The organism is Empedobacter sp. UBA5528, assembly GCF_002426075.1.
Classification (GTDB): domain Bacteria; phylum Bacteroidota; class Bacteroidia; order Flavobacteriales; family Weeksellaceae; genus Empedobacter; species Empedobacter falsenii_B.
In genome coordinates, this window is record NZ_DINY01000065.1 from 69,780 (window position 1) to 89,755 (window position 19,976).

The following is a 19,976-nucleotide window of genomic DNA, read 5'->3' on the forward strand; positions in this document are numbered from 1 at the left end:
TTTTTATATTTTATGATGTGATGCTAAAACGGGTTCAGTATGAAAATTTAGAACAAATTTACTTCTTTGTAAACTCAAACTTTTGTCCAGCTTCTTCTACAGAAAATGTCTTTTTATCTTTTGCAAAAGTCAACTCCAAACCGCCTTGTTCATTCACAAATTTACTATCACCTTGATAATCTAATGGAATAGTTTGTCCACCAAAAACTAATTTCAATTTATCGTTTTCAGCTTTCAACACAAATTCTGAATTAATTTGTTTATTCGTAAATGTACCTTCGTATTCTTTTGGATTAACCTTTTCAACAGGTTTTGCATCCGCCATATTGAATGTATTATTCTTCAAATCAATATCTGGTAAAGCTCCATTTGGATCCAATTTAATCATCGAAACTTCTTTTGTTGAAGGCACTTTGAATGTCCATTCTGTATTACGTTTCCAAACTTCAATCGGTAATTTAACTTCTTGAGAAGTCCCATCTTTAAAGTTCACTTGAACAGTAGTTGGCATTGGTAATTGTCCAAAATTTTCAACTTTCAAAATCAAGCCTTTTTTGTAATCTCCATCTACATATTTTGCACTGTTAATTCCTTGATCAATTGTCCATTTATTCAAAAACCAACCTCTCCAAAACCAAGATAATTCTTCTCCTGAAACATTTTCCATCGTGCGGAAAAAATCTTCTGGCGTTGGATGTTTATATGCCCAATATTTGATGTATTGGCGCAATGCTTTATCGAATTTTTCTTCACCCAAAATTGTTTCACGCAAAACTTTCATTCCTGCACCTGGCTTATAATACAACAATGCACCGATATTTCTTTCGCGCATATTATCTGGTTGAGTCGTTACAGGCTCAAGATTATCGCTGAATAAATAACCCGCCATTCGTTGTGCAGATTGCTTTTTGTAATATTCGCCATTGTTGAAATTCTTCGTCGAAATATCATTGATAAACGTATTAAAACCTTCGTCCATCCAACCATGAACACGCTCATTAGAACCAACAATCATCGGGAACCAAATATGTCCAAATTCGTGATCTGTAACACCCCAAAGTCCTTCACCTTTCGAAGTCATATGACAAAAAACAATCCCAGGATATTCCATTCCACCCTCATTTCCTGCCACATTTGTCGCCGCTGGATAAGGATACTCTAACCATTGTTTCGAGTAATGCTCAATAGAAGCTTTTGTATATTCTGTCGATCTTCCCCAAGCATCATTACCGTCACTTTCTACTGGATAAGCCGAAATTGCCAACGATTTTTGACCACTTGGAAGATTAATTTTTGCTGCATCTAAGATGAACGAAGATGATGAAGCCCAAGCAAAATCACGTGTATTCTGAATTTTAAATTTCCACGTTTTTGTTCCTTTTGCAACTTTTGTCGCTTTGTTTACCTCATCAGCAGAACGAATAATAACGGTTTTATCACTCGCTTTTGCTTTGTTCCAACGATTCACTTCTTCTTTCGAGTAGACTTCGTTTTCATTCAATAATTCTCCTGAACCAACCACATAATGCGTAGACGGAACTGTAATATTTGCTGTTACATCTCCATATTCCAGATAAAATTCTCCTGGTCCTAAGTATGGTAATGTATTCCATCCCATGATGTCATCGTAAACCGCCATGCGAGGAAACCATTGCGCCATCGTAAAAATCTTTCCATTTTTAGTTGGTTCTACACCCATTCTATCGGCTCCATAATCTGGTGAAACAAATGAATATTCGATTTTTATTTTTGTTTTTCCTCCACGAGCTTTCAAATGATTAATCAAATCAATTTGCATGCGTGTATCCGAAACAGTGTATTTCGCTTCTTTTCCGTCTATTTGAACAGATTTAATTTTATAACCTCCTTCAAATTCAGAAGTTGAATCACCATAACGGCTTCCAGAAATCGGTAATAAAGCACTTCCTCGAGATTCTTTTTTGAATAAATTTTGATCCAATTGTAACCACAAAAAGTCTAAATCATCAAAACTATTGTTGGTATATGTAATTTCAGATGTTCCCGAAATTTCATTTTTTTCTTCATTCAAACTAACATTCAGATTATAATCTGCACGATTTTGCCAATAATTATGACCTGGTTTTCCACTCGCCGAACGAGTTTCTGTTGCATTATTCTGATAAAAAAATGGTTTGAAAGCTTCTTGATAATCGTATTTTGGTTTTTCTTGTTGACCAAAAACCGAAATCGAGAATAAACTTATTCCTAAAAGTAAGGGTTTGAAATAATTTTTCTTCATGTGTGAAATTTTACAGTAATTATAAAATTACCTCATATTTTTCAATACGAGGTAATTTCAACTTTATAATTATTCTAAAATTTTAGTTTGAAGCTTTTTAAATTCTTCTGGTGTTAATTTTTAGGTTGATTATAAGGTAAAGCAAGTAATAAATTTCAGTTTTTTCATTCTAATATTTTGATTAGATGAAATTAACATATTTGTACGCAATAAAAAAACTCATCCAAAAAAGATGAGTTTTCTATATTTTATTAATTTTTCTGAAAATTATTTCTTGTTTGCATAAAGAACTGGATTCAAATCCTCGTCATTATACATTTTCATTTGTTTATACACTTTCATGTATTTTTTACCTGCTTCAAAATCAGCCAACAATTCTTCAATCGCTGTTGATAAATCTTGATGTTGTTGATTCAAAACATCTAATTTCACTTGACAAGCTGCTTTATGCTCCGGTGTTGCATCCTCACGTTCTACCTCTTGTTTCATGTGATAAACCTTAAGCGATAAAATAGAAAAACGGTCTACAGCCCACGCAGGAGATTCTGTATTGTAAGTTGCATCTGCTTTTACTTCTACATTCGCATATTGTTGTAAAAACCAGCTATCCACATATTCTACCATATCTGTACGTTCTTGGTTTGATTTATCAATCCAACGTTTTAAGCTTAATGCTTCTACTGGATCAATTTGTGGATCACGAATAATATCTTCTAAATGCCATTGAACTGTATCAATCCAATTTTTTTTGTACAATAAATGAGCGATTAAATCTTCTTCGCTATATGGATTTTCGATTTGACGATTTACATCATCATATTTGTGATAATCATTGATACTTTGATTAAAAATAGACCAAGCTTTATCTGTGAATTTCATGTTTTGTTTTAGTTTATAAAATAAAAGCATTGTAATTGTATACGCAACTACAATGCTCTATTATCTAATTAAAAATATATTTTAATTTTCTTTTTTGTCAGAAGTACTTTCAGTAGCTTCTGATTTGTTATCATCTTTTGTTGCTTTCTTGAATTCGTTTAATCCAGAACCTAATCCTTTCATTAATTCAGGAATTTTCTTTCCTCCGAATAATAATAACACAACAAGTACGATTACGATCCATTCTTTACCTCCTAATCCCATACTGAATTGATTTTAATGCAAATATATAATTAATTTATTACATTCCCGCTACCCAAGAAGCAGGATTTTGTTTTGTTGTTCCGCTCCAAACTTGGAAATTCATGATTGTTTCTCCATCTCCACTTGTATAGATAATTCCTAAAGACTGACCACGTTTTACATCATCACCTTTCGAAACACTTACACTTGATAAGTTTGTATAAACTGAATAATACGAACCATGTCTTACCAATACAGACTTACCATTTCCAGATACACTCATTACAGCTTGAACAGTTCCTTCGTAAACAGCACGTGCATGTGCTCCACGATAAGTTGAAATATCAACACCACTATTTTGCGTTGTAATATTAGATAAAACTGGGTGAGAATTAGCTCCAAATCTACTTACAACCGTTCCTTTATCAACAGGCCAAGGTAGACGACCTTTGTTTGATGAGAATTCTCCCGAAATACCTTCAGAATCTGGACGTTCTGCAAAAGTCTCAGCTGGTTTTACTGCATCTACTTTTACAACACGTTCTTTTTCTGGCACTTTTACAACAACTTTCTGCTCAGCTTCTATCTTCGCTTTACGCTCAGCTTCAGCTTTAGCTGCTGCAATTTTACGAGCATCTTCTTCTTTTTGAGCTTTCAAACGAGCTTCCTCTTCTGCTTTACGTTGTGCAATGATACGTTGACGTTCTGCTTCAGCTTCGCGTTCTAATTGTTCAAATTTAGCAACTTCTGTTTTTGCTGTAGATACGAAACTTCCTGTTGGATGATGATTTAAATAAGATTGATACGCTTGTTTTGTATGCGCTGAACGTGCAATATTCCATGCTTTGGCATCATTCTCAATTCTTAAAATAGCTGTACGAGCTGATTTCGCATAATCTCCTTTTGGGTTATCTCTTAAATACTCATTATAAGATGCAATTGTATTTCCTCGTTTAGCTTCGTTCCAATCTTTTAAATCTTTTTCTGCACGAATCTTTGCTTGTCGAATCTCTTCTTCAATAATTGCTTTAATCTGTGCATCAATTTGACGTTGTTGTGCTTCTTTTGCATTGATTTCAGCAACAATAACACCTTCGTTTTTACGGAATTCTTCGACCGCTTTCTCTTTTGTTAATCTTTCTTTTTCAAGATTTTGACTAAATAAAGTTTGCTGAGAAAGTACTTTTTCTTTTTCGTCTTTCGCTTTTTCTTTTTTTGCTTTTTTCGTCTGAATATCAGTTTGTTTACCAATTATTTCATTTGCTTGTCCTAATTGAAAAGCCGAATATTTTTCTAAATATTTGATACGACGATATGCTTCTCCCAAACTTTTAGAAGAAAGAACAAAAAGTAATTTATTTTCAACAGATTTGTTCTTATATGCTCGAACCAAAACCTGTTTGTAGTCTTTTTTTAGCTCAACCAACTCGCGCGAAAGTTTATTAATCTCTAATTGAGTTAAATAAATTTCATCCTCGATAAAGCGTTTTTCTTTCGATAAGTTGTTAACTAATTTTGTTTGTACCTGAATTTTTTTCGTCAAATTCTGTACAAAATCAACATTTAACTTCGAATTTTGCTTATTAACCTCGAGTTGTTTGTTTAAGTTTATAATCTCTTTTTTAAGCTGAGCATTCTGTTTTTGTAAGTTCGCTTTATTGTACGGAACCTGCGCAAACACTGATAATGACAACGTTAAAAGTACAGTTGATAAAACAAACTTCATTATTTTATTTCTTTTTTCTTATACCCATCTGGAATTGAGAACGGTGTGTTCGTTTCCTGAAACGTAAAACTATTATATTCCAAGTCTATTTGACGCGTTTTTTTCTCTTTTATAATAATTTTAACATTTTTCGGAAATTCCTCTGCTCCAGCTTTTATCCAATTGTCATAAGCCAAATCAACTTCCATTTTTCGTTTTGGATCTTTCAGATGTGCTTCTTTCAATCGAAAACCGTTATCAAAAACATATGTTTGTATATATTCGCCTTCTTTTGGAGAAGTCGCAATTGCTTGATTTTTATTATATGTAATCGTATATTGATTATTTGTAAAAGTAGCTGTATAATCTGTTGGATTTAGATCAACGAAAACTTTTCCTAACATCAAATTTTGTAATTTTTGATAATCGACAAAATCAACTTTCAATAATTTATTTGCAATAGAAAAATCTCCTTCATAATATGTTCCACCTAACTTTTCAAAAGCTGAAAAACCATCAGGCGTAATCAATGCGCGAGCACCTGTAAATCCAAATTTTGTTGCATTAACCCATATCTTTTGCCCATTTTTCACAGCAATTGTAGCGTTTGCATCTCCAGAAATCTCTTCTAAATCTGCTGTTACTTTTGCCTTAATCGTCAAATCTTTGAATGATGATTTTTTTGACAAGGTTTGCTGAATAATTTTTGAAGAAGCCGAAACAACTTCTGTATTATCTTTATCTACTTTTGCTGCTTTCTGAGTGTTACAAGCTGTTGCAAGAACCCCTAAACAAAAGATATACGTTAATTTTTTAATCATAATTTTTATGCTTTGTGTGATTTGAAATCCAATTCTGAATAATCTCCTAAACTGATACTTCGCGAAACACCATAATATTTGGCATTGTTTCCGATCATTGTATCTGTAAGATTTGCATTACTGATGATTGAATTTTCTTGAATCAAACTGTTATCAATATTCGAGTTTTCAACAACCGTTCCATTTCCTAATGAAACAAAAGGTCCGATTTTCGAATTTTTAATCACGACATTTTCTCCAATAAAACATGGTTCAATGATTAATGAATTGTCAATTTTTGCAGAAGAATGAATCGTTTTGAAATCTTCTTTATCCAGATTCAACACACGTGTATTGGTGTCAACTGTAACCGCTTTATTACCACAATCCATCCATTCGTCCACTTTTCCAAGCGTAAATTTATCACCTGCAGCACGCATATTTTCTAATGCATCTGTCAATTGATATTCTCCACCTTTTTGAATATCATTTTCTAATAAATATTCAATTTCTTTATATAACTTTTGTCCATCACGGAAAAAGTAAATCCCAATAATCGCCAAATCCGAAACAAATTCTTTTGGTTTTTCAACGAAATCTGTAATAACACTGTTATCATCTAATTTCACAACGCCAAAAGCCGAAGGATTATCGACCTGTTTTACCCAAACAACGCCATCCGATTCCATATCTAATTTGAAATCTGCACGAAATAATGTGTCTGCATACGCCACAACCGTTGGTCCATCCAAAGCTTCTTTTGCCATCCAAATAGAATGCGCTGTTCCAAGCGGCTCCAATTGATGACAAATTGTTCCTTTTGCTCCTAATTTTTCTGCAATTGCAATTAAATCAGCTTCAACCTCAGCTCCAAAATCACCAATTACAAAAGCAATTTCGTCAATTTTTTCTGAACAAACCTTCGCAATATCTTCTACCAAACGATGCACGATTGGTTTTCCTGCAATTGGAATTAATGGTTTTGGTGTTGTTAATGTATGAGGGCGTAAACGTGAACCACGTCCTGCCATTGGGATAATAATTTTCATTTTATTTCTAAAAATATTTTTTGTTAGATTGATATTTTATAATTGAATTACTTCTTTTTTAGATTCTTCGACAAGCTCAGAATGACAAAAAAATTATTGTTTTCCTGTACTTCCGAAACCTCCAGCTCCGCGTTCAGTTTCATTTAAAGCGTTAGATTCTTCCCACTCAACCGTTTCGTGTTTCGCGATCACTAATTGTGCAATACGCTCCCCATCGTTGATTGTAACGGCTTCGTTTGAAACATTAGCTAAAATAACACCGATTTCTCCACGATAATCTGCATCAATTGTTCCAGGAGAATTCAAACAAGTTAAACCATATTTTAACGCCATTCCACTACGAGGACGAACTTGTGCTTCGTAACCTGCTGGTAATTCGATGCTCAATCCTGTTGGAATTAATCTTCTTTCCAAAGGTTTTAATTCGATTGGTGCATCAATGTTAGCTGTTAAATCCATTCCAGCCGATAAAGCTGTTTTATATTCTGGTAAAGCGTGTTTCGAGATGTTGATAACTTTTACTTTCATCTTTATTTTCTTAGTTTTTTAAGTGTATTTTTTTCCGCAAACGCAATAAACGCAATGTACACGATAAGAATCAGATTACCAATAATCAAATTAGAATCGAGAATGTAATAATTTGTACATGCTAAAGCAATTGCAATTCCCATGTAAAGTACAATTTTATTGACTTTATACGGAATCGGATAAACTTTCTGACCCCAAATGTACGAAATCACCATCATTACACCATACGCCAATAAAGTTGTCCAGGCAGAAACCATAAAACCATATTTTGGCAATAAAAAAACATTCAAAATAATAGTAATCGCACCACCAACCAATGAAATTATAGTTCCGATACTTGTTCTATCCGTTACTTTGTACCATGTTGAAAGGTTATAATAAATTCCGAAAAATAAATTCGCAATTAAAATAATTGGGACAATATCTAAAGCATTCCAATACGTTGAATTTGGAACAAATATTTTCTTAATCCAGTCAATATTTGCTAAAATTCCAAGAATTACAATATTACAAATGATACTGAAAAAGAACAAAATATTCGCGTATGTCTGTTTTGCATCTCCTTTTTTGGCAACTTTAAAGAAAAATGGTTCTATTCCCATTCGATAAGCTGTAACGAAAAGCGTCATTAATGTTGCTAATTTGTAACAAGCACCATAAGAACCCGCTGCTGCTGGATCTATTAATTGTCGTTGAACTAATTTATCGAAATTTTCATTTAAAATATACCCCAAACCAGCAATCATAATCGGATAACCGTACAAAAACATTTGTTTGAAAAGTGATTGATCAAATTTGAATTGAACATGACGTACAACGCCTATTAATAATACAAATCCTAAAATACTCGCTAATAAATTCGCTATAAAAGGATAGGAAATCGCATTATCAAAACCTAAACCTAGCATAAAATCTTTCGAAACATAATACAACAAACCAATTGTCAAAACTGCTTGAAAAACATTCTGAATTACGCGAATTGTTGTATATAATATTGGTCGATTTTTAAAACGTAGAACTGCAAAAGGGATCACACAAATTGCATCAAAAAAAGCAATCCACGCAAACCACAAAATATATTCTGGGTGATCGCTATAATTTGCAGAATCTGCCAGAGGTTGTAAAAAAAGAAAAACTAAAACGAGCATTGCAGTAGAACTCATCACCATAAACCAAAAAGCTGTATTCAACACTTTTTGATACATTCCTTCTTCGGTTGCATAACGGAAAAATGCAGTCTCGAAACCAAATGTTAAAATGACATTCAGGAAAGAAACCGCAGAATATAATTGAGAAAACATTGCAAAATCTGAATTATCAACTTGCTTGATAATAAAAAAATTCAATGCTAAAATAATTACCCTCGGCAATATAGAGCCAATACCGTAGATAATGGTCTCACTAAAAAGCTTTTTATACAAAGTCGTTAAAATTTTTACAAAATTGAGTTTCTTTTCGTAAAATTCAAAATACCTAAGCTACAAATTAATTAACTTTGTCTGTTCAATACATATATTATGATAGAGTTATCTAATCGTAAAGTTGGATTAATAGGGAATGGAAGCTGGGCAACTGCGATTGCAAAAATGCTGAATAAAAACCTTGAAACTTTCAACTGGTGGGTAAAAGATGAATACGTAAAAGGATATTTGGAGCGAAATAGACATAATCCAAATTATTTAACTGATGTCGAATTTAAGTCAGAAAAGCTTAAAATTTCAACGGATATCAACGAAGTTGTCATGAATTCGGATATCATCTTTTTGGTTGTGCCATCTATTTACGTTGCCGATTGTTTGAGTAAATTAACTGTTCCGTTGACAGATAAATTTGTTGTGACATCAATCAAAGGAATTATTCCAGATTATTATCAATTGGTTGGACAATATTTATTTGATAAATTCGACGTAAAAGAAGAACAATTAGGAATTGTAAGTGGTCCTTGCCACGCAGAAGAAGTAGCTTTAGAGCGACTTTCATATTTGACAATTGCGGCGCAAGACGAAAACAAAGCGCAAGTTGTTGCGGATTGTTTGGCATGTGATTTTATCAAAACAAAACTTTCAAACGATATTTACGGAACTGAATTTGGCGCGGTATTGAAAAATATTTACGCAATTGCAGCAGGTATTGCACACGGTTTGGGTTATGGAGATAATTTCCAAGCAGTTTTGATGAGTAACGCAATTCGAGAAATGAATCATATCTTGAAAACAGCAAGTCCAATGAAGCGTAAAATTAACGATTCGGCTTATTTAGGCGATTTGTTGGTGACTGGATATTCGTTCTTTTCACGAAATCGTATGTTCGGGAATATGATCGGAAAAGGTTACACTGTAAAATCTGCTATTTTGGAGATGAATATGGTTGCCGAAGGCTATTATGCGACAAAAGGTGTGGCGATTATGAATGAGCAATATCAAATAAAAGCGCCAATTATCAACGCTGTTCATAAGATTTTATATGAAGATAAAAATCCGAAGAAAACTTTCGAAAAGTTGTCTAAAAAATTAGATTAAGATGATTAAACAAGATTTTATTTCAAAATATATTCAAGAATTAAACAAAACATTGGCACGAATTATTTCGTTAGAAGTTGGAAATGCTGATGAAGGTTTTTTGATTATTTTCAATCAAATGTTACAATCGTATTACAAAATTGATGACAATAATTTGTCTACTTTATTGGAAGCAAACGAAGAACGCGATCAATTTTTGCTGGCAGATGAATTGAAAAAGAAAAATATTTTGACGTTTATGAAAGCGATTCGTATTTATCTAAATCGAGAAGATGCTGTAAAAGCAAAAGCATCTTACGAAGTCTTGAAACGCATTGAAAGCATCAATTCTGGAATTTTTCAATTTCCGACAGAAGAAGATAATTTGATTGCACAAGAACGAAAAGTAGTGGAAGAGAAAATGAGTAATTTGTAATAAAATCAAACTTTATAAAATTTAAAAAAAGCTGTTAGAAAACTAACAGCTTTTTTTGTATCTTAACACAACCTAAATCAATCTACTATGGATAACATTCTTTCATTACTATCATCATTACTTTGTTGTATTTTGCCTTTTTTGTTAATTTTTGGAATTGCTTTTTGGGCAAGTAAATCACGCGAAAAGAAACAAAATGCTTTGTTAGCACAAGTTCCTACAAATGCTGAGTTCAAAGCAGTTTTGCGTTATAACTTTGGAAATCAACAATCAAAATTTTGGAAAATGAAAGCGTTTCAAGGAAGTGGTGTTTTATATGTTTTGGACGACAAAATACATTATATCACCACAAATAATCCGAATGATAATTTTATTTTCGATCTGAAAACTTCACAAATCAATTGGATTGGTGTTAATCTTACAAATGGTTTGTTGGAATGGTTTCAATTGAAAAATGGAGAAAAAGATTATTATTTCAATTTCGAAACTGGCATGTTTATTTTTAATATAAATTCTAAAAAAAATGAACACAACACAAGTTTTTAATTACTTAAAAGAATCGCAGAAAAAATATCAATAATGCTAAAACCACTTCACAACGAAGTGGTTTTTCTATTTAATCAGAAAATCATCAACTCAAAACTTAATGATTTATTTTCCAATTTGTCCGTATCTTTGCGCAAACACAACAAAACAATGCAAATTTTAGACGGTATTAAACTGGCAAAAGAGATCAAACAAGAGATCAAGGAGCTGGTGCAGAATTACAAGGACCAAGGAGTTCGTGTACCACATTTGGGTGCAATTTTAGTAGGAAGTAATGGTGCTTCTCAGACCTATGTTGACAATAAAATCAAGGATTGTCATTTTGTAGGTTTCGAGTCATCAGAATTACGTTTGCCTGATACAATTTCTCAAGAAGATTTGATTGCAGAAATTGAAAAATGGAACAATGATGATACATTGGACGGGTTTATCGTGCAATTGCCATTACCAAAACACATCGATCAAGAAGCGGTTATCAATGCAATTGATCCTAAGAAAGATGTAGATGGTTTTCATCCGATGAATTTTGGTAAAATGGCGTTAGAAATGGAAACATTTTTACCTGCTACACCTTACGGAATTATGGAAATGTTAGAGCGTTACAACATTGATACAGCTGGTAAACATACAGTTGTGATTGGTCGTTCTCGCATCGTTGGTCGCCCAATGAGTATTTTGATGAGTAAAAACGGAAATCCTGGAAACAGTACAGTAACATTAACTCATTCGAAAACTCAAAATTTAGAACAATTTACAAAAGAAGCTGATATTGTGATCACTGCATTAGGTGTTCCTGGTTTCTTAAAAGCTGATATGGTAAAAGTTGGAGCGGTTATCGTTGACGTAGGAATTACACGCGTTGATGACGAAACTAATCCACGAGGATTTAGATTAGCTGGTGATGTAGATTTTGATAATGTAAAAGAAAAAGCATCGTGGATAACGCCAGTTCCAGGAGGAGTTGGACCAATGACACGCGCTATGTTATTAAAAAACACATTGTTGGCATACAACAACAAAAAATAAAATTATGATACACATTGCATCAACAACTGCAGAAGAACAACAATTGATACAAGAAGGGAAATTATTGCCTGTTATGGAGCATTTTTACACAATTCAAGGTGAAGGAATGTACACAGGTGTGGCTTCTTATTTTATTCGATTAGGAGGTTGTGATGTTGGTTGCCATTGGTGCGATGTAAAAGATAGTTGGGATGCTGAAAAGCATCCCTTAACTAATGTGGATGAATTGGTGGATTTGGCAACTTCTCAAGCCAAAACAATCATCATTACAGGAGGAGAACCTTTAATGTGGGATTTGACTTATTTGACAAAAAAACTACACGAAAAAGGTGCAAGAATCCATATTGAAACTTCGGGTGCCTATCCGTTGAGCGGAGAAATTGATTGGGTTTGTCTTTCTCCTAAGAAATTAATGTTGCCGTTAGACGAAGTTTGCGAAGCTGCAAATGAATTGAAATGTATTGTGTTCAATAATCACGATTTTCAATTTGCTGAAGAACAAGCTGCTCGAGTTGGAAAAGATTGTACGCTTTTCTTACAAACAGAGTGGAGCAAACGCGACAAAAACCTTCCATTGATTGTGGAATATGTAAAAGAAAATCCAAAATGGCGTTATTCTTTACAAACACACAAATATTTGGATATTCCTTAGAAATTTATCTGTTTAAAATCAGTTCTATTTAGACTGAGTAAATTTTTTTAAGTTACTGAATTTCATTATTTTTACATCAAACAAAAAATTGAAATAATGAAAAAAATAGCTTTGATGAGTTTCGCGGCAATTTTGATGATGAGCTGCGGAGATTCTAAGAAAGATGAATCAACTCAACCAGAAATAGATTATAGTACAGCTCCATCAGAAGATGCTGAAACTTCTACAGCTACGCCTGCTACAAACAATCATATTGTTTTGAAAGCGAGTGATGATATGCGCTACGATAAAACTGAATTTACAGTAAAAGCTGGTGAAGAAGTAACTTTAATCTTAATGAATGCTGGTGAAATGTCAAAAGAAGCAATGGGACATAATTTTATTTTGTTAAAACCAGGTTCTGATGCTTCTGCTTTTGCAAATACAGCGGCTTCTGCTAAGGCGACAGATTATATTCCGACAGAATTACAATCAGAAATTATTGCGCACACAAAATTGTTAGGTGGTAAAGAAAATGATCAAATCAAATTTACCTTAGAAGAAGGTACTTATGATTTTTTATGCTCTTTCCCAGGACATTTTGCAACAATGAATGGAAAAATTAAAGCAGTTAAATAGATTGTGCAATTATTTTTTATGTCAAATATAGTTTTGGCACAAATATTGAAATATTCATGTACGTATAAGATTTAGTAGAGTAAATTTTGTCCTCATGTGTTAATTTTAAGCCTGTTTTTCAACAGGCTTTTTTGTTTTTCAACAATTTAATATTCAAATATTTAACACTTATTTTAAACATTTTTATCCTATAATTTCATAACTTGTTAGTCACAATCAAAAAAATACTTTATTATGGGAAAGAATGTAGCACATCAAATTGTAGAATTACTAGAAAAAGCGAATATAAAACGTGTTTATGCAGTAACTGGTGATAGTCTCAATTTTTTTAATATTGCAGTTAAACAAAGTGACAAAATTGATTGGGTTCATGTAAGACATGAAGAAGCTGGAGCAATAGCTGCTACTGCCGAATCAGAATTGAATGGGATTGGATGTTGCGCTGGAAGTTCTGGTCCTGGTCATGTACATTTGATTAACGGAGTTTATGAAGCGCATAAATCAAGAACTCCTTTAGTTGTAATTGCCTCTACTCTGCCTACAATAGAATTTGGTACAGATTATTTTCAGGAAACGAATACTATTAAACTTTTTGATGATTGTAGTTGTTATAATCAAATTATAACTCGAGCAGAACAAGTTCCTAGAATGGTACAAACAGCAATACAACATGCTATTTCAAAAAAAGATGTTGCAATTATTGGACTTCCAGGAGATATTGCAGAAATGGAAGCCGTTGAAAGTAATTATACCTCGAATTTCTATTTCAATCAACCTATTATTACTCCAAATAAAACTGAATTAAGAGAAGCTGCTTCTATTATAAATGATGCTAATAATATTACCTTATTCTGTGGAATTGGCGCATCTCAAGCAAATGAAGAAGTTATAAAACTTTCTCGTCATTTGCATGCTCCAGTTGGATATTCGTTCAAAGGAAAAATGAGTATTCAACCCAATAATCCAAATGAAATAGGAATGACAGGATTACTTGGTCAACCATCTGCTTATCATGCTATGCACAAAGCTGATTTAATTATTTTGATTGGTACCGATTTTCCTTATAAAGATTTTATTCCAACAGATAAAAAAATCATTCAAATTGATTCAGATGGCTCTAAACTTGGACGAAGAGCTAAAATTGATTTAGGATTAGTCGGAAATGCAAAAGAAACAATTAACGAATTAATTGAGTTATTAGAACCTAAGCAAGACAAAGATTTTTTGGATAGTCAATTAGAAATGTACAAGAAAGTTCTTGAAAGCAAAATGACATTTGTTCATGAAAAAGGAAAAGAAAATGCCATTCAACCCGAATATGCAGCTTATTTATTAGATGAGTTAGCTACAAAAGATGCTATTTTTACAGTTGATACAGGAATGTGTTGTGTTTGGGGAGCACGTTATATAACGGGTACGGGGGAAAGGAAAATGTTAGGATCTTTTAATCATGGTTCTATGGCAAATGCAATGCCTCAAGCGATTGGTGCACAAATGGCATATCCTGATAGACAAATTATTGCGATGTGTGGAGATGGTGGAATCTCAATGTTATTAGGAGATTTAGCAACCATCAAACAATATAATCTACCTGTTAAACTAATTATTTTTAATAATAGAACATTAGGAATGGTCAAATTGGAAATGGAAGTTGCTGGTTTACCTGACAATGAAACAGATATGGAAAATCCTGACTTTACTTTGATTGGAAAAGCAATGGGAATAGAAAGCGAATCGGTTAAAAATCCTGATGATTTACCTGATGCAATCGGAAGAGCTTTTGCGCATAATGGACCGTATTTATTAAATGTATTTACAAATCCAAACGCTTTAGCAATGCCTCCAAAAGTAGATCTTGATCAAATGATTGGAATGACAAAATCTATGGCGAAACTAATGTTAGGTGGAAAAATGAATGAGGTAATGGAAACGATTAAATCCAATTATAAACATTTAAAAGATTTATAATGAATCAACCATCATCTATCACACAATCAAGTAAAAAACTTTTCATCATTGCATGGGTTTTAGGCTTAATCTTTTATTTCATTGATTACGCAACTCGTTCTGCGCCTTCATTAATGATCACAGATTTGGCTCAGAATTACAACATTTCTAAAGAAAATTTAGTTTCTCTCATTGGAACATATTATTACACCTATTCGATATTCGCTTTAATTGCTGGAATATTTTTAGACAAATTTGGTGCAAGATATTCGATGTTTGCAGGATGTTTTATACTCGGAATAGGATGTATTTTATTTATCGCTTCCTCCCAATTCGCTGGAACAACAGGCAGATTATTACAAGGAGCAGGTAGCGCATTTGCTTTTCCTGGTTGTGTCTATTTAGCAACCAAAGGATTCTCATCAAAATCTTTAGCAACAGCAATAGGCTTCTCTCAATGTATAGGAATGCTTGGTGGAGCGGCAGGACAATTTGTGGTTGCGCCATTATTAGAAAATGGTTTTGGATATAAAACATTTTGGATAATTGCTGGAGTTTTATGTATAATTCCAGCTGTAGCAATGCTGTTCATAACTCCAAAATCGTCTGAAGAAGAGATCGAAAAAAGTAAACAAACCTCTTTTATTGAACCTTTCAAAATTATTTTCAGCAATCCAAATTCTTGGTTAACTGGTATTATTTCTGGATTATTATTTATACCGACAACAATTTTTGCCATGACTTGGGCTGTTCCTTTTTTCAAATTAGACTTAGGTTTTGATGCTCACAATGCTGCTATGACTGCTGCTATGGCGTCACTAGGCTGGGTAGTTGGATGTCCATTAATGGGTTATATAACGGATAAAATAGGAAAAAGAAAACCTGTTATTCTTTTTGGTTGTATCGGAATGATCCTGATGTTTTTACAACTCATTTATCTTTCAGATTTAATTCCAATAAAAGTTACATTTTTCATTTTTGGGCTTTTCTCTGGAGTCGCAATGATCCCATATTCGGTTATCAAAGAAGCTAATCCAGATTATGTAAAAGGCTCTGCAACTGGAGTTCAAAACTTTTTGACATTTGGTGCAACTTCTCTAGTTAATCCTGTTTTTGCTAAATTATATGGAAACGAAATTGTAAATGTTACAGATAAAACTGTACATTATCATCAAGCAATTTGGTTTTGGATCATTGGAATATTTATTGCCATTATTCTAACCTTATTTTTAAAAGAAACTGGTCACAAAAATTCATAAAAAAATCCGCTCATTGAGCGGATTTTTTAGTAATTATATTGATAAATTATTTTCTCCAATATTTATAAGCATTGATTAATCCATTTGTAGAAGCATCATGAGAAGTAACTTGTTCATCATTTTCTAACTCTGGTAAAATCACATTTGCTAATTGTTTTCCTAACTCTACTCCCCATTGATCAAAAGAGAAAATATTCCAAATAACACCTTGCACAAAAATTTTGTGTTCGTACATCGCAATTAAATTTCCTAAAACTTTTGGAGTCAATACTTGATATAAAATTGAGTTTGTAGGACGATTTCCTTCAAAAATTTTGAAAGCAGTTAAGAAATCAATTTCTTCTTTCGATTTCCCTGCTTTTTCTAATTCAGCAACAACCGTTTCTTCATCTTTTCCAAAAGCTAAAGCTTCTGTTTGAGCAAAAAAGTTTGATAATAATTTTGCATGATGGTCGCCTAAAACATTCAACGAATTAGCTCCTGCAATAAAATCGGCTGGAATTAATTTTGTTCCTTGATGGATTAATTGATAAAAAGCATGTTGTCCATTTGTTCCTGGTTCTCCCCAAATAATTGGTCCCGTTTCATAATCTACTTTTTTTCCATCACGACCAACATATTTACCATTACTTTCCATATCTCCTTGCTGAAAATATGCTGCAAAGCGCGATAAATATTGTTCATAAGGTAACAAAGCAACCGAATCTGCACCAAAGAAGTTGTTGTACCAAATTCCTAAAAGCGCCAAAACTACTGGTATATTTTGATCTAAAGTTTCTGTCTTGAAATGCACATCCATTTCATGCGCTCCCTCTAACAATTCTTCGAAATTATCGAAACCAACTGCCAAAGCAATGCTCAAACCAATCGCGCTCCACAACGAATAACGACCGCCAACCCAATCCCAAAATTGGAACATATTTGCTGTATCAATTCCGAAATTTGCAACGCCTTCTGCATTTGTCGATAACGCCACAAAATGTTTCGCTACATCAGCTTCTTGCGCATCAGAATTCAAAAACCACTCTTTTGCCGAAAACGCATTTGTCATCGTTTCTTGCGTTGTAAATGTTTTTGAAGCAACAATAAATAAGGTTGTTTCTGGATTTATTTCTTTAAAAGTTTCTGCTAAATGCGTTCCATCAATATTCGAAACAAAATGAATATTCAAACGAGTTTTATAATGTTTCAATGCTTCCGTCACCATCACAGGTCCAAGGTCAGAACCTCCAATTCCAATGTTGACAACGTCTGTAATTTCTTTTCCTGAAAAACCTTTCCATTCACCCGAAATTACTTTCTCCGAAAAAGATTTCATCTGATCTAACACCTCATTAATTTGAGGCATCACATCTTTTCCGTCAACCAAAACTTCTTCATTAGAGCGATTGCGTAAAGCTGTATGTAGAACAGCACGTTTTTCAGTAACGTTAATGACATCTCCTTCAAACATTTGCTGAATTGCTGTATCAACATCCATTTCTTTCGCTAAATCAACCAAAAGTTGAATCGTTTCTGCATTAATTCTATTTTTCGAATAATCCACTAATAATGAAGGATATTGAATCGAAAATTCTTCAAAACGATTTGCATTTTGAGCAAATAATTCTTTGATTGACGTATGTTGAATCGTTTGAAAATGTTTCTCTAACGCATTCCAAGCATTCGTAGTTGTTGGATTGATTGTATTTAAAGCCATAATATTTTTAGTATTCTTTCCTTAACAAATTTAATCATTTCATGCTCATCTCAAAACCAATATTATTACGATAACGTTTTAGATGAAAATTTTATGAAATAATTAATAAACGATTAATGTAACCTTTTTAAAAACAATGCGTCATATAGCAAACAACAAAGTCATGAGCAACTATTTTTTTGGATTAATTTTAAGTATTTGTACAATCGTTCAAGCCCAAATTCAAGTGAAAGGAACTGTAAAAGACAGTAATAATTTGCCAATTTCATACTGTTCTATTGGAATAGAAAATTCAGAAGTTGGAGCAATTACAGATGAAAATGGTCAATTTTCTATCGAAATTCCCGAAAATTTAACTAAAACTCATTTAGTTTTTGATGCGTCAGGTTATAATTTAACTTCAAAATCGGTTCATGATATTCAACAAAGTTCTGTTGTTATATTAACTGAAAAATCAATTTCATTGTCAGAGGTGACACTGAAAACAGAAAAAATGAAAGAGAAAATTATTGGACAAAAAACTCGTCCGATGCTTACTTTTTCTAAAATGTTTGATGAAAATGTACCTACAATTGAACAAGGAAATATTTTTGAAATTTACCCAACTACAAAACTGAATGCGTTTAATTTTCATATTATTCCAAGTTCTAAATTTGAAGAAATAACGCTGAAAGTTAATATTTATTCGGTCAAAAATGGGTTACCCGTAGAATCCATTTTAGATAAAAACATTATTTATAAAACTTCTACAACAGGATGGCAAAAAATTAATTTAACACCTTATAAATTTCGATTCAAAAATGTTGATCAAATTGCTGCAACACTACAATTAGTTGGTTATAAAAAATTAGATCAAGAAGATTTTGTTTTTGGTGTTTCGGCTAAAAAATCTTTAGCAAAAGATTTATTGTTTAGGTATCAAAGTCAAGGTAATTGGGAAGCTTCCGAAGGCGTTTTTATCGCCAACTTAGATCTTTTATATTCAAAAGATAAATTGACTATAAATGAGGAAAAGCCTGAAGAAATTGATACAAAAACAAAAGAATTAATTTCATATTATCAACATAAAGAGAATGCTAAAAAGTTGATTTATGGAAAAAATAAGTTAGGAAAATATATTGACATAAACGATGCAAAGATTTATTATGAAGAATATGGACAAGGTGAGCCTTTGATTTTTTTACATGGAAATAACGGAAGTATAGAAGATTTTTATCAACAAATTCCATTTTTTGCCAAGCATTATCGAGTAATTGTTCTTGATACGCGCGGACAAGGGAGAAGTACAGATTTGACAAATACACCTTACACTTATGAAGAATTTTCAAACGATTTACTTCAAGTGATACAAAAACTTAATCTAAAGAAAGTAAATCTTGTTGGTTGGAGTGATGGTGCAAACACAGCTTTAATTATCAATACTCAACATCCTGAATTAGTTAATAAAATTATAACAATTGGAGCAGTTCTTAATCCAAATGGAGTAAGCGAAGAACTGATTGAGAATTTGAAAAGTTTAGTAAATAGATCTTCAGAAAATACGAATTTACGCTTAATCAAATTGATGTTAAATGAACCAAAAATTACTAAACTAGAATTAAATAAAATTCAAAATCCTGTATTGGTCATTGCTGCAGAAAAAGATGAAGTAAAAGAGAGTCATACTAAAGAAATTCAACAAAATATTTCAAAAGCAGAGTTATTGATTATTCCAAATTCGACACATTATGTTCCTTTCGAGCAACCAAAAGTATTAAATGAAGCCATTTTGAAGTTTTTGAAAAAATAGGAACATAGGTTTAGTTTTCATTTTCTCCATATCTTTACCCAA

Annotated in this window: 18 protein-coding genes; 9 read left to right on the forward strand and 9 right to left on the reverse strand. The window is 32.6% G+C overall.

The genetic code is table 11. From position 1 onward, the window contains the following. Nucleotides 1-58: 58 nt before the first annotated feature. The 8 genes from B4L98_RS13805 to B4L98_RS13840 form a co-directional block, all read right to left on the reverse strand. Nucleotides 59-2,260, reverse strand: a complete 2,202-nt coding sequence (locus B4L98_RS13805; protein ID WP_221854110.1) for a M1 family metallopeptidase — start codon at nt 2,258-2,260, stop codon at nt 59-61. A gap of 267 nt (nt 2,261-2,527) precedes the next feature. Continuing rightward, a complete protein-coding gene (locus tag B4L98_RS13810; RefSeq protein ID WP_114998393.1) occupies nt 2,528-3,139 on the reverse strand; it encodes a DUF4254 domain-containing protein in 612 nt (203 codons plus the stop codon). Between the two features lie 81 nt (nt 3,140-3,220). After that, a complete protein-coding gene (tatA, locus tag B4L98_RS13815) occupies nt 3,221-3,403 on the reverse strand; it encodes a twin-arginine translocase TatA/TatE family subunit (RefSeq protein WP_038336575.1) in 183 nt (60 codons plus the stop codon). Between the two features lie 37 nt (nt 3,404-3,440). Continuing rightward, on the reverse strand, nt 3,441-5,108 hold the full coding sequence (locus B4L98_RS13820; RefSeq protein ID WP_286495470.1) for a murein hydrolase activator EnvC family protein: 1,668 nt from the start codon (nt 5,106-5,108) through the stop codon (nt 3,441-3,443). Beyond that, nucleotides 5,108-5,908 (reverse strand): DUF4292 domain-containing protein, encoded by an 801-nt coding sequence (locus tag B4L98_RS13825; RefSeq protein ID WP_291046187.1) that lies wholly within the window; start codon nt 5,906-5,908, stop codon nt 5,108-5,110. The genes B4L98_RS13820 and B4L98_RS13825 overlap by 1 nt, the downstream gene beginning before the upstream one ends. A 5-nt stretch (nt 5,909-5,913) precedes the next feature. Next, entirely contained in the window at nt 5,914-6,936 is a 1,023-nt protein-coding gene (locus tag B4L98_RS13830; protein ID WP_291046185.1) for a sugar nucleotidyltransferase, read from the reverse strand. A gap of 93 nt (nt 6,937-7,029) precedes the next feature. Continuing rightward, nucleotides 7,030-7,464, reverse strand: coding sequence for a dUTP diphosphatase (gene dut / locus B4L98_RS13835; protein WP_038336568.1), 435 nt, complete (start codon nt 7,462-7,464; stop codon nt 7,030-7,032). A 2-nt stretch (nt 7,465-7,466) separates the two neighbouring features. Further along, a complete protein-coding gene (locus B4L98_RS13840) occupies nt 7,467-8,885 on the reverse strand; it encodes a lipopolysaccharide biosynthesis protein (RefSeq protein ID WP_125349197.1) in 1,419 nt (472 codons plus the stop codon). Nucleotides 8,886-8,981: 96 nt separating this feature from the next. Here B4L98_RS13840 and B4L98_RS13845 point away from each other — a divergent pair, with 96 nt between their 5' ends. From B4L98_RS13845 to B4L98_RS13880, 8 genes are all read left to right on the forward strand, one after another. Further along, nucleotides 8,982-9,983, forward strand: coding sequence for an NAD(P)H-dependent glycerol-3-phosphate dehydrogenase (locus tag B4L98_RS13845; protein ID WP_280062638.1), 1,002 nt, complete (start codon nt 8,982-8,984; stop codon nt 9,981-9,983). Nucleotide 9,984: 1 nt separating this feature from the next. Further along, complete coding sequence (locus B4L98_RS13850; RefSeq protein WP_291078517.1) at nt 9,985-10,398, forward strand: hypothetical protein; 414 nt, start codon at nt 9,985-9,987, stop codon at nt 10,396-10,398. 87 nt (nt 10,399-10,485) lie between these two features. Further along, nucleotides 10,486-10,944 carry a hypothetical protein gene (locus B4L98_RS13855; protein WP_291078519.1) on the forward strand — a complete coding sequence of 153 codons (459 nt, stop codon included), beginning with the start codon at nt 10,486-10,488 and terminating at the stop codon, nt 10,942-10,944. Between the two features lie 150 nt (nt 10,945-11,094). Continuing rightward, a complete protein-coding gene (locus B4L98_RS13860; protein ID WP_125349219.1) occupies nt 11,095-11,970 on the forward strand; it encodes a bifunctional 5,10-methylenetetrahydrofolate dehydrogenase/5,10-methenyltetrahydrofolate cyclohydrolase in 876 nt (291 codons plus the stop codon). A 4-nt stretch (nt 11,971-11,974) separates the two neighbouring features. Then, a complete protein-coding gene (locus tag B4L98_RS13865) occupies nt 11,975-12,622 on the forward strand; it encodes a 7-carboxy-7-deazaguanine synthase QueE (protein WP_052217917.1) in 648 nt (215 codons plus the stop codon). Between the two features lie 96 nt (nt 12,623-12,718). Next, the gene (locus B4L98_RS13870; RefSeq protein WP_125349193.1) at nt 12,719-13,240 is read left to right on the forward strand and encodes a plastocyanin/azurin family copper-binding protein; all 522 of its coding nucleotides are present in this window, start codon (nt 12,719-12,721) and stop codon (nt 13,238-13,240) included. A gap of 234 nt (nt 13,241-13,474) precedes the next feature. Continuing rightward, nucleotides 13,475-15,208, forward strand: coding sequence for a thiamine pyrophosphate-dependent enzyme (locus B4L98_RS13875; RefSeq protein WP_286495849.1), 1,734 nt, complete (start codon nt 13,475-13,477; stop codon nt 15,206-15,208). Further along, nucleotides 15,208-16,446, forward strand: a complete 1,239-nt coding sequence (locus B4L98_RS13880; RefSeq protein ID WP_286495848.1) for an MFS transporter — start codon at nt 15,208-15,210, stop codon at nt 16,444-16,446. The genes B4L98_RS13875 and B4L98_RS13880 overlap by 1 nt, the downstream gene beginning before the upstream one ends. Nucleotides 16,447-16,492: 46 nt before the next feature. Here the strand turns inward: B4L98_RS13880 and pgi are convergent, their stop codons facing one another. Beyond that, entirely contained in the window at nt 16,493-18,145 is a 1,653-nt protein-coding gene (gene pgi, locus B4L98_RS13885) for a glucose-6-phosphate isomerase (RefSeq protein WP_286495847.1), read from the reverse strand. Between the two features lie 163 nt (nt 18,146-18,308). Between pgi and B4L98_RS13890 the strand changes: the two genes are divergently transcribed. Beyond that, nucleotides 18,309-19,934, forward strand: coding sequence for an alpha/beta fold hydrolase (locus tag B4L98_RS13890; protein WP_291046169.1), 1,626 nt, complete (start codon nt 18,309-18,311; stop codon nt 19,932-19,934). The last annotated feature ends 42 nt before the right edge of the window (nt 19,935-19,976 follow it).